A 13,727-nucleotide genomic window follows, 5' to 3' on the forward strand; every position below is an offset into this window, starting at 1 on the left:
CGGACCTATGACCACTATCGCCAAGATCCTCGCCCGCGAAATCCTCGACTCTCGCGGCAATCCCACGCTGGAGGCCGAAGTCACGCTGGACGACGGTTCGTTCGGCCGCGCGGCCGTGCCGTCGGGTGCCTCGACCGGTACCAAGGAAGCGGTGGAGCTGCGTGATGGCGACAAGACCCGTTACCTGGGCAAGGGCGTGCGCCACGCGGTGGACAACGTCAACGGCACCATCGCCGAGACGCTGAAGAACTTCGATGCGGCCGACCAGCAGGGCCTGGACCGTCGCCTGATCGATCTGGATGGCGCCGAGAACAAGGGCCGCCTGGGCGCCAACGCGCTGCTGGGTGTGTCGCTGGCTGCCGCGCATGCCGTTGCCGCCTCGCGCAAGCAGCCGCTGTGGCAGTACCTGTCCACCATTGCCGAATCCGACGTGGCGCTGCCGGTGCCGATGATGAACATCATCAACGGCGGCGCGCATGCCGACAACAACGTCGATTTCCAGGAGTTCATGGTGCTGCCGGTCGGCTGCAGCTCGTTCTCCGAAGCGCTGCGCGCAGGGACCGAAATCTTCCATTCCCTCAAGTCGGTGCTCAAGGGCCATGGCCTGAGCACGGCGGTGGGCGACGAAGGCGGCTTTGCGCCAGACTTCCGCAGCAACGTCGAAGCGCTGGACACCATTCTCGAAGCGATCGGCAAGGCCGGTTACACCGCTGGCGAAGACATCATGCTGGGCCTGGACGTAGCCTCCAGCGAGTTCTACGACAACGGCAAGTACAATCTGGTTGGCGAGAACAAGCGCCTGACCAGCGAGCAGTTCGTCGATTTCCTGGCCGACTGGGTGGCGCAGTACCCGATCATCAGCATCGAAGACGGCCTGGCCGAAGACGACTGGGCCGGCTGGAAGCTGCTGACCGAACGCGTCGGCAAGAAGGTGCAGCTGGTGGGTGACGACCTGTTCGTCACCAACCCGAAGATCTTCAAGCAGGGCATCGATTCGGGCACCGCCAACGCGATCCTGATCAAGGTCAACCAGATCGGCACGCTGACCGAAACGCTGGAAGCCATCGCGATGGCGCACGCGGCCAACTACGCCTCGATCGTGTCGCACCGTTCGGGCGAGACCGAAGACACCACCATCGCCGACATCGCCGTGGCCACCACCGCCACGCAGATCAAGACCGGCTCGCTGTGCCGCAGCGACCGCGTCGCCAAGTACAACCAGCTGCTGCGCATCGAGCAGGCGCTGGGGTCCGGCGCGCGTTACGCCGGCCGCGACGCGTTCGTTTCGATCAAGCGATAAGCCGTGCGCAACTGGCGCTGGCTACTGCTAGTGCTGGCGGTACTGCTGGCTTGGCTGCAGTACCGCTTCTGGTTCGGGCCTGGGAATTCCGGTGAAGTCATGATGCTGGAAGCCCAGGTTGCGCATCAGACACAGGACAACGAAGGTCTGCGCCAACGCAACCAGGCGTTGGCAGCAGAGGTGAAGGATTTGAAGGACGGCGAGGCGGCAATCGAGGAACGCGCGCGCAGCGAACTGGGCATGATCAAGCCGGGCGAGACGTTCTATCGCGTGGTCGAGGATGCGCCGCTGCCGGCCCCTGCATCGCCTGACGCGACGCCCCCCGCACAACAAGCGCCTGAGCCGATCGATCCGGTGGATCACCCATGACCGGGTCCATCTGGGCCATCGTGCCGGCCGCCGGGCGCGGCGCCCGTTTTGGCGGGCCGCTTCCCAAGCAATATCTGCCGGCAGGCGGTCAGCCGCTCATGGCGTATACGCTCGCGGCACTGGCGGCGCATCCGGCGCTGGCCGGCATCATGGTGGCAATTGCCCCCGGCGATGCCGATTGGCCCGGCTGGACCGCGGTACAGTCCAAGCCCGTGCTGACCTGCCTGGGCGGGGGAACCCGCGCAGCCTCGGTGCTGGCTGGCGTGCTGGCCCTGCCCGAAAGCGTGCGTGCCGACGATTTCGTACTGGTGCACGACGCCGCGCGGCCGAACCTGGCTCTGGCCGATCTGGATCGATTGCTGGAAATCGGTCGCGGCGATCCGGTCGGCGCAATCCTGGCCGCACCTGTGCGCGACACGCTCAAGCGCGCTGGCGACGATGGCGGTATCGACGGCACCGAACCGCGCGAACGCCTGTGGCGCGCACTCACCCCGCAGCTGTTTCGTCGCCATCAACTGATCCGTGGACTCACCGAAGCGGCGGCGGCCGGTGTCGAGGTCACCGATGAAGCGATGGCGATGGAGCGGATGGGGCTGCGCCCGTTGCTGGTGGAAGGCGCCGAAGACAACTTCAAGGTGACGACCCCTGCGGATCTGGCGCGCTTCGAATTCGAATTGGCACGCCGCGGCATGACCGTCGATGCCGATGCGCTGCCGGCGCAGGTCGCCGCTGCATCGGTCAACCCGCGCGCAGCTGCAGCGCAGCCCGCTACGGTCGGTAACGGCAACGACGCCTCTGAGAGCGGATAAGGCCACTGCGTTCACAGCCAGGAAGGCGCGAGAGCTGTGGCGGCACGGCATCTACGACGCGTTCGCTGCCGCTCCATGCGCGCTGCCCGTACCTAACTGCCGACCGCTCGCTACGTATTATTTTCCACTTCAATCATCACAGGCCCTGCATGTCCTTCAATTTCCGAATCGGCCAAGGCTATGACGTGCACGCGTTCGGCCCTGGCGACCACGTGATGCTGGGTGGCGTGCGCGTGGCGCACAGCCATGGCGTGCTTGCCCATAGCGATGGCGATGTGGTGTTGCACGCCCTGTGCGATGCGATGCTGGGCGCGCTGGCGCTGGGCGATATCGGCCGGCATTTCCCGCCTTCCGATGCGCGTTGGAAAGACGCCGATAGCGCGCAGTTCCTGCAGCATTGCGATGGCTTGCTGCGCGAACGCGGCTGGCGAGTGGGCAATGCCGACATTACCGTGATCTGCGAGCGCCCCAAGGTCGGCCCGCATGCGCTGGCCATGCGCGAGCGCATTGCCGGCCTGTTGGCGATCGAACTCGATGCGGTCAGCGTCAAGGCCACCACTAGCGAACAATTGGGTTTCACCGGCCGCGGCGAAGGCATCGCCGCACAGGCCACGGTGTTGCTGGGCAGGATCGCTGCATAATTTTTGTCCCGCACATGCAGCGCTTGGCGCCGAAGCCGGCGCCGATGCTGCCAGACGCAATCACCGCGCCGAACCACTCGGCGCATAGCGCGCCAGCTCCGGCGCGAAGGCGAACCACACCATGAGCGAGACCTCTTTGCTGCCGCGTGCGCATGGCGCCGCCGTGCTCAGCGCAGCGATGCGCAGCACCCCGGACGATTTTCAGGTCGACGAGCTGCCGGCATTCGAGCCCTCCGGCGAAGGCGAGCATCTGCTGCTCACCGTGCGCAAGCGTGGCCAGAACACGGCCTATATCGCCAAGAAGCTTGCGCACTGGGCCGGCATCGCCGAGATGGGAGTCAGCTATGCGGGCCTGAAGGATCGCCATGCAGTGACCACCCAGCGCTTTAGCGTGCATCTGCCCAAGCGCATCGCGCCGGATATCGCCGCGCTGGATGATGCACAGATGCAGGTGGTCCACAGCACCTGGCACAACCGCAAGCTGCAACGCGGTGCGCTGCACGGGAACCGTTTCGTGCTGACGCTGCGCCAGGTGCAGGGCGAGCGCGAGGCGATCGAGCAACGGCTGCAGGCGATTGCTGCGCGCGGCATCCCCAATTGGTTCGGCGAACAACGCTTCGGTCGCGATGGCGCAAATGTGGCGGCTGCGCTGGCGATGTTCGGTCATGTGCAGGCTGACGACGGAACGTTGCTGCCGGCGCCCGCATCCAGGCGGCGGCTGCGCAACGATCAGCGCTCGATGTTGCTGTCGGCAGCGCGTTCGGCCCTGTTCAATCGCGTGCTCGGTGCACGCGTGGCGCAGGACAGTTGGGATAGCCCACTGCAGGGCGAGGCGTGGATGCTGGACGGCTCGCGCAGCGTGTTCGGCCCGGAGCCTTGGAGCGAGGCCCTGGCAGAGCGACTGGCGCGTTTCGATATCCATCCCAGCGGGCCGTTGTGGGGCGCTGGCGAGTTGCGCTCGGCCGATCAGGCCGCAGCGGTGGAGCAGGGCGCGTTGTCCGACCCGCTCTCCACGGCGCTGCGCCAGGGCCTGGAAGCTGCGGGATTGAAGCAGGAGCGCCGCGCGCTGCGCTTGTGCCCGCAGGGTCTGGAGTATCGATGGCTGGAGGCGCAGACCCTGCAATTGGAGTTCGCGCTGCCACCTGGCTGTTATGCCACTGCAGTGCTGTGGGAATTGGGGGATATCACCGACGCCGGTCGCTTCAACGACGGCGTGCGCGCCGACGCATGATCGCGCGCGAACGCCGGTCGAATCGCGCGCGGCAGCATGGACGACGCTCCAATCAAGCTGTGCGCAGAAGCGGCCTCGGCGGTCACTGAGGCGACAGTGACCGGTCGCGGCACCACGAAACGATAGCCAGTTGCACACGGCGCACAACAGGAAGTAGCTCGCGTCGGACCAGCCATGCGCGACAGACCTTCCAGGCAGTACGTCGCCACGCGCAATCGCTGCCGTTTGGCATCACTCGCGCGCAACCATCGGCCTATCGCCGCGCCAGCAATACCAGCAGCGCCCCGGTACCGCCCTGCGTCGGTGGCGCCGAATGGAACGCCAGCACATCGTTGCGTTGACGCAGCAGCCGGTCCATGAGGTTCTTCAGCACAGGCGCACCGTTGTCCGATTGCAGTCCCTTGCCGTGGATGATGCGCACGCAACCATGTTCGTGCGCGTGTGCTTCCAGCAGGAACTGGCGCAGCAACGATTCGGCCTGCGCTGCGGTGGCGCCGTGCAGATCCAGTTCGTCCTGCACCGAGAATTGCCCGCGTTTGAGCCGTTGAAACAGGCGGGTGGGAAGATTCTCGCGCCGATAGCTGGCGGTATCGCCCGCTTCCAGCGGCGCGCTGTCGCGCAGCAGGCGCGCAAATTCGGTGTGCGCTTCGGCGTCGTCGCGCTCGGCCATGCGCGCGCGCGGCTTGGGGCGCGGCTTGGCGTTGGCCGGTGGGGCGACTTCACGAATCGGCTTGACCGCGCCGATCGCTGCGCGGAACAAGGCGCCGTCGTCTTCGTCTTCAGGATGCGACATCTGCACAGCGTACCCCGTCCAAGCGCAGACGCACGCGAAGATCAAGCGCGAAGGCGCGGGACGCATCCGGTATCATGGCCCGGTTTTCCGAGGAGTCCCATGCGCGTACTGGTTAGCAACGACGACGGTGTCGACGCCCCCGGCATCCAGATTTTGGCCGAGGCGCTACGCCATGCCGGTCATGAAGTGATGGTGGTCGCGCCCGACCGCGACCGCTCCGGCGCCAGCAATTCGCTGACGCTGGATGTGCCGATCCGCACCCGCCGCATCGACGCGCAGACCTGCGCGGTGGCCGGCACGCCCACCGACTGCGTGCATCTGGCGCTGACCGGCATGCTGGATTACGACCCGGATATCGTGGTCTCCGGCATCAACAACTCCGCCAATCTGGGCGACGACGTGATCTATTCCGGCACCGTCTCCGCCGCGATGGAGGGCCGCTTCCTGGGCTTGCCTGCAGTGGCGGTGTCGCTGGTCACGCTGAATCACCAAGCGCACAACTACGAAACCGCCGCACGCGCAGCCGTGGAAATCGTTGCGCGGTTGAAGGCCGACCCGTTGCCGGCCGACACCATCCTCAACGTCAACGTGCCGGATCTACCCTGGTCGGATGTGCTCGGTTTCGAGGTCACCCGGCTCGGCAACCGCCACCGCTCCGAGCCGTGCGTGCCGCAGCGCGACCCGCGCGGCCGCACCGTGTACTGGATCGGCCCGGCCGGTCCCGAGCAGGATGCCGGCGCCGGTACCGACTTCCACGCGGTGCGCACCGGGCGGATTTCGATCACCCCGATCCATGTCGATCTCACCCGTTACCAGGCGCTGGAGACCGTGGCCGGCTGGGTCGGCGGCCTGACCGCCGCGCTGGACGGCCCGGCATGACGTCCAGGCTGCGCCTGCAACCGGAATCGGTGGGGATCGGCATGACCTCGCAACGCGTGCGCGACCGTCTGGTCGAGCGCCTGCGCGAAGCCGGCATCCAGGACGAAGCCACGCTCAATGCGATGCGTACCGTGCCGCGGCATCTGTTCATCGATGAAGCGCTGGCCTCGCGCGCCTACGAAGACACGGCGTTGCCGATCGGCCATGGCCAGACCATTTCCCAGCCGTGGGTAGTGGCGCGCATGACCGAAGCGGTGCTGCAGGTGACCCCGAGCAAGGTGCTCGAAGTGGGCACCGGCTCCGGCTACCAGGGCGCGATCCTGGCGGCGCTGGGGTTGGAGGTCTACACGGTCGAGCGCATCGGCGACCTGCTGCGGCAGGCGCGCAAGCGCTTCCGGCACCTGGGCATGAATGTGCGCAGCAAGCACGATGATGGCCGCATCGGCTGGCCCGAGCATGGCCCGTACGATGCCATCGTGGTGACCGCTGCTGCGCCGGCGTTGGTCGATGCGCTGGTCGATCAGCTGGCAGTCGGCGGGCGCCTGGTCGCGCCGGTCGGGGGGGCTTCCTCGCAATCGTTGGTGCAACTCACCCGCGGGGCCGATGGTGCGATCGAACAACAGGTTCTGGCCCCGGTCACGTTCGTCCCGCTGTTGTCGGGCATGCTGGATTGAATCCATGAGAGTTCCTCGATGAAGATTTTTGGGCCGTTGTACGACGTGGCCATCCGTTGGTCGCGCCATCGCCGCGCACCTGCGCTGCTGACCGGTCTCAGCTTCGTTGAGGGCTTCATCTTCCCGGTGCCGCCGGAAGTGATGTTGGCACCGATGTCGCTGGCCGAGCCCAAGCGTTCGCTCTGGTTTGCAACCTTGAGCCTGCTCGGCTCGATCTGCGGCGCCCTGGTCGGTTATCTGTTGGGCCATTTCGCCTTTGCCGCGCTGCAGCCGCTGATCGAATGGCTGGGCTGGAGCGCGAAGATCCAGCAGCAGATCGAAACCCTGCGCGCACTGGTGGCCGATTCGCCGTGGAAGGCGTTCTGGGCGCTGGTCCTGGTCGGGTTCACCCCGATCCCGCTGAAGATCTTCACCTGGGCCTCGGGCGTGGTCGGCGTGCCGATCCTGCCATTCATTGCCAGCATGTTGGTCGGGCGCGGCAAGCGCGTGTATCTGGTGGCCGGCGCGATCCGCCTGGGCGGGGCGCGGGCCGAAGCGGCGCTGCACCGCTGGATCGAGCCGCTGGGCTGGGTGGCAATGGCGGTTTTGGCGGTCGGCGCAGGCTGGTTGGTGTGGAAGACAACGAACGGATGAGCAAGACGCAGATGAATTCGGCACGCAAGACAGCAGTCATGCTCGCAGTGGCCATCGGACTGACTGCCTGTAGCAGCGCAACCGTGGTGCGTTCGCCCGGAGCAAGCGGTGGCGGGTCGTCGTCGCGCCCCAGCGCCGCGCCGCGCCCTTCGGTGCCGCGTCCGGGTGCCACGGTCACCGTGCAGCGCGGCGATACCCTGTACGCAATCTCGCGCCGGACCAATATCACCGCCGCGGATCTGGCCGCCTGGAATGGCCTGTCTTCCCCGAACACCATCTATCCCGGCCAGACGCTCAAGTTGTATCCGTCCGGTACCAGCAAGCCGGGTGGCAGCGCGCCGGTGGCTGGCGGTACCGTGGCGCCGCCGCGTCCTGCTGCGCCGATCGCCGCACCGGTCAGCAGCGGATTTTCCTGGCGTTGGCCGGCCGATGGCGTCGTGGTGGGTACCTTCGTCTCTGGCGAAACCACCAAGCAGGGCGTAGACATCGCCGGCACCAGCGGCCAGGCCGTGCGTGCCGCGGCCGACGGCGTGGTGGTGTATTCCGGCGCCGGCCTGGTCGGCTATGGCGAGCTGATCATCATCAAGCACAACGACCAGTGGCTGTCCGCGTACGGTCACAACCGCAAGCGCCTGCTCAACGAAGGCCAGAGCGTCAAGGCGGGGCAGCAAATTGCCGAAATGGGCCGCAGCGGTGCCTCCCGCGACATGTTGCACTTCGAGATCCGCTACAACGGCAAGCCGGTCGATCCGCTGCTGTATTTGCCGAAGAAGTGAGATTGGGGAGTCGGGATTCGCAACGGCCCTGGGCTGTCCGTATCCGGACAGAGTGTGCGTTCTTCGGACTCACCACTTGGTGACCGATTGACGCTTTAGTCTGGTTTGGCGATTGAAGCGCAGCTTGCTGAAGCCCGCTCTTACAAATCCCCAACCCCGATTCCCGAATCGCGTCCCAAGCCAATCAGCCCGGCAGCACCATCGCCAACGCCACCCGCCGGCCTTCGCTGGCCAGGACGTTGTAGGTGCGTGCGGCGGCGGCATTGGTCATCGCCTCCAGGCCGATGCCGCGGGTCAGGCAGGCCGCCAGCACGTCGGTCTTGGGAAATAACTGGCGTTCGCCGGTGCCGAGCAGGATGACGGCTGGGCTGAGTGCCAGCACCGCCTCCATGTGGCTGGCCTGGAGCTGCTCCAGCGCCTGGACCGGCCAGCGCTCCACCAGCTCATCGGGCATCAGGATGAAGCTCTGCTGCAGGATCTGGTCGTTCACCTTGGCATGGCGGCCATCGGCCGCGCGCAGCGCGTAGGTGTAATCGGGATGTTCCTGGCTTAAAGGCATGACGAACTCGTTGGCTCAGCCGCGCGGCAGCACGATCTGGCGCTTTTCCTTGCTGGGGCGGTACAGAATGGCGACGTGGCCGATGCGCTGTACTAGCGCACTGCCGGTCTGCTCGATCAGCTCGGCAATCAGCGCATCACGTGTCTCGCGATCCTCCGATGCCACCTTCACCTTGACCAGTTCGTGGCGCTCGAGCACTTCCTCGAGTTCTGCCAGAAATGCCGGCGTGACCCCTTTGCCGCCGGTCTGCAGCAAGGCTTTGAGGTCGTGGGCCTGACCGCGCAGGAAACGGTTCTGGGCGGAGGTGAGAACAATGGACATGCAGGATCGAAGGGAAGCAAAGGGTGTTCAGGGTATCATGGCGACCCGTTCGGACCCCTTTGCCAATGCCTTCCCGCAGTAAAAGCAGCCAGCGCTGGCTCAAGGAACACTTCGCCGACCCTTACGTGAAGAAGGCCCAGGCCGAGGGCATGCGCTCGCGCGCGGCCTACAAGCTGGAGGAATTGCTGCAGCGCGACCGCCTGCTCAAGCCGGGCATGGTGGTGGTCGATCTGGGCGCGGCGCCGGGTGGCTGGTCGCAACAGGTGCGCAAGTCCATGGGCGACAGCGGCCGGGTGGTGGCGCTGGATATCCTGGACATGCCGGCCCTGGCGGGCGTTGAGTTCCTTCACGGCGACTTCAGGGAGCAGGCGGTCCTATCCCAATTCGAAGCGATGCTGGGCGATGTGCCGGTGGACCTTGTGCTGTCGGATATGGCCCCCAATAAGAGTGGCATGGATGCGGTCGACCAACCGCGGATGATGCACCTGGCGGAGCTGGCCATGGAATTTGCCGACACCCATCTCAAGCCGGGCGGGGCATTTTTGATCAAGCTGTTCCAGGGTGTCGGGTCAGACGACTACATTCGCGAGCTCCGCCGCCGCTATGACAAGGTGACGATTCGCAAGCCGGCGGCCTCGCGCAAGCGCTCCCCGGAAGTTTATGCGCTCGGTCAGGGCAAGCGTGTCCAGATCAAGTAAGCTGCCAATGACCATCGTATTTCAAGCATCGAAGAGTAGAGGGCACCGGAGCCAATGAGGATGAACGACTTGACCAAGAATCTGCTGCTGTGGGTGGTCGTCGCAGTTGTGCTGATGGTTGTCTTCCAGAGCTTCTCGCCGCGGATGGCGGGCGGCGTCGGTGCCGACTCGATCACCTACACCCAGTTCCTGAAGGAAGTGGACTCCGGGCGCGTCAAATCGGTGGATTACACCGATGAGACCAACCTGGCCGTCAACGCGATCCGCTTCAAGCGCACCGACGGCAGCGAAGCCACCGTCTACGGTCCGCGCGACGACAAGCTGGTCGACGTGCTGTACAGCAAGAACATCGAAATGACTCGCCAGAAGCCCTCGACCGGCCCGGGCTTCTGGTCGCTGGTGCTCAATTTCCTCCCCGTCATCCTGATCATCGGCTTCTGGCTGTTCATCATGCGCCAGATGCAGGGCGGTGGCGGCGGCGCAAAGGGTGCGATGAGCTTCGGCAAGTCGCGCGCCAAGCTGCAGGGCGAAGACCAGATCAAGATCACCTTTGCCGACGTTGCCGGTTGCGACGAAGCGAAGGAAGAAGTCGGCGAATTGGTGGACTTCCTGCGCGACCCGACCAAGTTCACCAAGTTGGGTGGCAAGATTCCACGCGGCGTGCTGATGGTCGGCCCGCCGGGTACCGGCAAGACCCTGCTCGCCAAGGCGATCGCCGGCGAGGCCAAGGTGCCGTTTTTCTCGATCTCCGGTTCGGACTTCGTCGAAATGTTCGTCGGCGTCGGCGCCAGCCGTGTGCGCGACATGTTCGAGCAGGCCAAGAAGCATGCGCCGTGCATCATCTTCATCGACGAAATCGATGCGGTGGGCCGTCATCGCGGCGCCGGTCTTGGTGGCGGGCATGACGAGCGCGAGCAGACCCTGAACCAGTTGCTGGTCGAGATGGACGGTTTTGAGGGCGGCGAAGGCGTGATCGTGATCGCGGCGACCAACCGCCCCGACGTGCTGGATCCGGCATTGCTGCGCCCGGGCCGTTTCGACCGCCAGGTCGTGGTCGGCCTGCCGGACGTCAAGGGCCGCGAACAGATCCTGCGCGTGCACATGCGCAAGCTGCCGCTGGCCGACGATGTCGTGCCGATGGTCATCGCCCGCGGTACCCCGGGTTTCTCCGGCGCCGACTTGGCCAACCTGTGCAACGAAGCCGCGTTGTTTGCGGCACGTGGCAGCGAGAAGGAGGTCCGCATGGACCACTTCGACCGTGCCCGCGACAAGATCCTGATGGGCGCCGAGCGCCGCTCGATGGCCATGAGCGAGGACGAGAAGACCCTCACCGCGTATCACGAGGCAGGCCACGCCATCGTCGGCCGCCTGGTGCCGGAGCACGACCCCGTCTACAAGGTGACCATCATTCCGCGCGGCCGCGCCCTGGGCGTGACGATGTACCTGCCGGAAGGCGACCGCTACTCGATGAACCGCGTGGCGATCGAGTCTCAGCTGTGCTCGCTATATGGCGGCCGTGTTGCCGAAGAGTTGATCTTCGGCGGCGACAAGGTCACCACCGGTGCGTCCAACGACATCGAGCGTGCTACTAAGATGGCGCGCAACATGGTCACCAAGTGGGGCCTGTCCGACGAGCTTGGCCCGGTAGCCTATGGCGAGGAGGAGGATGAGGTGTTCCTGGGCCGTTCGGTGACCCAGCACAAGAACGTCTCCGACGAAACCGCGCGCAAGATCGACGAAGTCGTGCGTTCGATCCTGGACAAGGCCTACAGCAAGACCAAGACCATCCTCACCGAGAATCTGGACAAGCTGCACGCGATGTCGCAGTTGTTGCTGCAGTACGAGACCATCGACGTGCCGCAGATCGACGCCATCATGGAAGGCCGCGAGCCGCCGCCGCCGGCGGGTTGGGGCAAGTCCGACAAGGACGGTGGCAATAACAACGACAAGGGTAGCCCGCGTCCATTGCCGCCGATCGCCGGACCCGCCGAGCAACTCTAAGCCGGCCATGTACTGATCTGCGAGGCATCCATCAAGGCCGGGGAGCGATTCCCGGCCTTGATGCATTGTCGGGCTGCATCAATGCCCACGTGTGGGCGACCATCACCATCCCAGGAGACACTGCCGATGTTCGATACCGCCCTCACACTGGATTGCGCCGGCCGCAGCCTGCGACTGGATGCACCGCAAGTGATGGGTATCGTCAATGTCACACCCGATTCGTTCTCCGACGGCGGCCAGCATGCGACCTGCGAGGCGGCGATCGCGCATGGGCTGGCGCTGGTGGAGCAGGGCGCTGCGGTGCTGGATGTCGGCGGTGAATCCACCCGCCCGGGCGCCACGCCGGTCTCGATGGAAGAAGAAATGCAGCGGGTCATTCCGGTGATCGAAGCGCTGGCGCAGCGCACGCGCGTGCCGATCAGCGTGGACACGTTCAAACCGGAGGTCATGCGCGCGGCGGTCGCGGCCGGCGCCGGCATGATCAACGACGTGTATGCCCTGCGTTCGCCCGGCGCGCTGGAAGCGGCGTCGGACCTGCGCGTGCCGGTGGTGCTGATGCATGCGCGCAGCGCGCCGCATGCCATGCAGGATGCGCCGCACTACGATGATGTCGTGGGCGACGTGCACCGGTTTCTGGCTGAGCGCATCTTTGCCGCCGAAATGGCCGGCATCGACAAGCGCCGGCTGGTCCTGGACCCGGGCTTTGGCTTCGATAAAACCACCACGCACAACCTCACCCTGCTTGCGCAGCTGCAGCGGTTGCAGGAATTCGGTTTGCCGGTGCTGGCCGGGCTGTCGCGCAAACGCAGCATCGGCGAGCTGACCGGGCGCCAGATCGCCGCCGAGCGGGTGCACGGCTCGGTGGCCGCGCATCTGATCGCTGCGCAACATGGCGCGCTGCTGTTGCGCGTGCACGATGTGGCGGCAACCGTGGATGCGTTGAAGGTATGGAAGGCGATGGCGGCGATTCCCGTCCCGCGTGTCAGCGCGCCCGACGTGCCCACGATTCGTTGGCCGGACGAGGACTGATGCCTGTCGACCAACGCCCGCTGGCGATCGCCGTGATGGGCCCCACTGCCAGCGGCAAGACCGCGCTGGCGCTGGAAGCTGCAGAGCGCTGGAATGGAGAAATCGTCAGCGTCGATTCGGCGCTGGTGTATCGCGGCCTGGAGATCGGTGCGGCCAAGCCGGACGCGGCGATGCGCGCGGCGGTTCCGCATCATCTGCTCGACCTGCGCGAACCCTGGCAGGTGTATTCGGCAGCGGAGTTCGCCACCGATGCCCGCCAGGCGATCGCGCAGATCGTGGCGCGCGGCAGGTTGCCGATTCTGGCCGGCGGCACCGGGCTGTATTTTCGTGCGCTGCTGGAGGGCTTGTCGCAGCTGCCCGAGGCCGACCAAACGGTGCGCGCTTCCATCGCAGCCGAAGCGCAGCAGATCGGTTGGGCCGGCTTGCACGCACAACTGGCACGTGTGGACCCGGCTGCGGCAGCGCGCATCCACGCAACCGACCCGCAGCGGATCCAGCGGGCGCTGGAGGTCTACCGCATCAGCGGGCGGCCGATCAGCGAGTGGCAGGCGCTACCGCCAGGGCCGCGCCTGCCGGTGCGCGTGTTGAAGCTGGTCTTGGCCCCGCGCGCGCGCGCGGTGCTGCATGAACGTATCGCACACCGGCTGGATGCGATGTTGGCGCAGGATTTTCTGGGAGAGGTACAGCGTCTGCGGGCGCTGCCGCAGATGCAGGCGGTGGCAGCGCCGCTGGATTTGCCAGCCGTGCGCGCGGTCGGCTACCGCCAGGCCTGGCAGTATCTGGACGGGGCTGGCAACCTGGCCGAGTTCCGCGACAAGGCGATCCAGGCGACCCGGCAACTGGCCAAGCGGCAGCTCACCTGGCTGCGCGGCGAGCTCGACGCGCGCTGGTTCGACCCGGAGCGTGACCGCCATCAATTGGAAGACGCAATTGTCGGCTTCCTCGCTCATCGTCCCGGTGTACGGCAGGCTTCGGGCGTGTAACATCCCGTTTCCGGGGCCGGCTGGGGATAGC

Annotated in this window: 16 protein-coding genes; 13 read left to right on the top strand and 3 right to left on the bottom strand. The window is 65.9% G+C overall.

Features of this window, described 5'->3' with window-relative positions; all coding sequences use genetic code 11:
• Positions 1 to 7: 7 nt before the first annotated feature.
• From eno to truD, 5 genes are all read left to right on the top strand, one after another.
• Positions 8 to 1,300 (top strand): phosphopyruvate hydratase, encoded by a 1,293-nt coding sequence (eno, locus tag FLG15_RS08425; protein WP_057678240.1) that lies wholly within the window; start codon positions 8 to 10, stop codon positions 1,298 to 1,300.
• Between the two features lie 3 nt (positions 1,301 to 1,303).
• Positions 1,304 to 1,669: a cell division protein FtsB gene (gene ftsB, locus FLG15_RS08430; RefSeq protein WP_017155096.1), complete on the top strand. Its 366-nt coding sequence runs from the start codon at positions 1,304 to 1,306 to the stop codon at positions 1,667 to 1,669.
• A complete protein-coding gene (gene ispD / locus FLG15_RS08435; protein WP_039570092.1) occupies positions 1,666 to 2,478 on the top strand; it encodes a 2-C-methyl-D-erythritol 4-phosphate cytidylyltransferase in 813 nt (270 codons plus the stop codon). The genes ftsB and ispD overlap by 4 nt, the downstream gene beginning before the upstream one ends.
• 149 nt (positions 2,479 to 2,627) lie before the next feature.
• The gene (gene ispF, locus FLG15_RS08440; RefSeq protein WP_017155098.1) at positions 2,628 to 3,119 is read left to right on the top strand and encodes a 2-C-methyl-D-erythritol 2,4-cyclodiphosphate synthase; all 492 of its coding nucleotides are present in this window, start codon (positions 2,628 to 2,630) and stop codon (positions 3,117 to 3,119) included.
• A gap of 121 nt (positions 3,120 to 3,240) precedes the next feature.
• Positions 3,241 to 4,350: a tRNA pseudouridine(13) synthase TruD gene (truD, locus tag FLG15_RS08445; protein WP_150145832.1), complete on the top strand. Its 1,110-nt coding sequence runs from the start codon at positions 3,241 to 3,243 to the stop codon at positions 4,348 to 4,350.
• A gap of 253 nt (positions 4,351 to 4,603) precedes the next feature.
• On the opposite strand, the gene FLG15_RS08450 is transcribed toward truD, so the two are convergent.
• The gene (locus FLG15_RS08450) at positions 4,604 to 5,143 is read right to left on the bottom strand and encodes a Smr/MutS family protein (protein WP_017155101.1); all 540 of its coding nucleotides are present in this window, start codon (positions 5,141 to 5,143) and stop codon (positions 4,604 to 4,606) included.
• Between the two features lie 99 nt (positions 5,144 to 5,242).
• Here FLG15_RS08450 and surE point away from each other — a divergent pair, with 99 nt between their 5' ends.
• From surE to FLG15_RS08470, 4 genes are read left to right on the top strand one after another with little or no spacing between them, the layout of a single operon-like run.
• Complete coding sequence (gene surE, locus FLG15_RS08455) at positions 5,243 to 6,022, top strand: 5'/3'-nucleotidase SurE (protein WP_017155102.1); 780 nt, start codon at positions 5,243 to 5,245, stop codon at positions 6,020 to 6,022.
• Positions 6,019 to 6,696 carry a protein-L-isoaspartate(D-aspartate) O-methyltransferase gene (locus FLG15_RS08460; RefSeq protein WP_057678238.1) on the top strand — a complete coding sequence of 226 codons (678 nt, stop codon included), beginning with the start codon at positions 6,019 to 6,021 and terminating at the stop codon, positions 6,694 to 6,696. The genes surE and FLG15_RS08460 overlap by 4 nt, the downstream gene beginning before the upstream one ends.
• Before the next feature lie 18 nt (positions 6,697 to 6,714).
• Entirely contained in the window at positions 6,715 to 7,329 is a 615-nt protein-coding gene (locus FLG15_RS08465; RefSeq protein ID WP_150145834.1) for a YqaA family protein, read from the top strand.
• Positions 7,326 to 8,105: a peptidoglycan DD-metalloendopeptidase family protein gene (locus tag FLG15_RS08470; protein ID WP_057678248.1), complete on the top strand. Its 780-nt coding sequence runs from the start codon at positions 7,326 to 7,328 to the stop codon at positions 8,103 to 8,105. Before FLG15_RS08465 ends, FLG15_RS08470 begins: the two co-directional genes overlap by 4 nt.
• Before the next feature lie 184 nt (positions 8,106 to 8,289).
• On the opposite strand, the gene FLG15_RS08475 is transcribed toward FLG15_RS08470, so the two are convergent.
• On the bottom strand, positions 8,290 to 8,664 hold the full coding sequence (locus tag FLG15_RS08475; protein WP_057678236.1) for an Mth938-like domain-containing protein: 375 nt from the start codon (positions 8,662 to 8,664) through the stop codon (positions 8,290 to 8,292).
• Between the two features lie 15 nt (positions 8,665 to 8,679).
• Positions 8,680 to 8,985, bottom strand: coding sequence for a ribosome assembly RNA-binding protein YhbY (gene yhbY / locus FLG15_RS08480; RefSeq protein WP_005915020.1), 306 nt, complete (start codon positions 8,983 to 8,985; stop codon positions 8,680 to 8,682).
• A gap of 65 nt (positions 8,986 to 9,050) precedes the next feature.
• Between yhbY and rlmE the strand changes: the two genes are divergently transcribed.
• From rlmE to miaA, 4 genes are all read left to right on the top strand, one after another.
• The gene (rlmE, locus tag FLG15_RS08485) at positions 9,051 to 9,683 is read left to right on the top strand and encodes a 23S rRNA (uridine(2552)-2'-O)-methyltransferase RlmE (RefSeq protein ID WP_057678235.1); all 633 of its coding nucleotides are present in this window, start codon (positions 9,051 to 9,053) and stop codon (positions 9,681 to 9,683) included.
• Positions 9,684 to 9,743: 60 nt separating this feature from the next.
• A complete protein-coding gene (gene ftsH, locus FLG15_RS08490) occupies positions 9,744 to 11,684 on the top strand; it encodes an ATP-dependent zinc metalloprotease FtsH (protein ID WP_003481854.1) in 1,941 nt (646 codons plus the stop codon).
• 126 nt (positions 11,685 to 11,810) lie between these two features.
• The gene (folP, locus tag FLG15_RS08495) at positions 11,811 to 12,713 is read left to right on the top strand and encodes a dihydropteroate synthase (RefSeq protein ID WP_057678234.1); all 903 of its coding nucleotides are present in this window, start codon (positions 11,811 to 11,813) and stop codon (positions 12,711 to 12,713) included.
• Positions 12,713 to 13,696 carry a tRNA (adenosine(37)-N6)-dimethylallyltransferase MiaA gene (gene miaA / locus FLG15_RS08500; RefSeq protein WP_057678233.1) on the top strand — a complete coding sequence of 328 codons (984 nt, stop codon included), beginning with the start codon at positions 12,713 to 12,715 and terminating at the stop codon, positions 13,694 to 13,696. Before folP ends, miaA begins: the two co-directional genes overlap by 1 nt.
• Positions 13,697 to 13,727 lie beyond the last annotated feature (31 nt).

The sequence above is a fragment of the Xanthomonas phaseoli pv. dieffenbachiae genome, assembly GCF_008639345.1.
In the GTDB taxonomy this organism is placed as follows: Bacteria; Pseudomonadota; Gammaproteobacteria; order Xanthomonadales; family Xanthomonadaceae; genus Xanthomonas; species Xanthomonas phaseoli.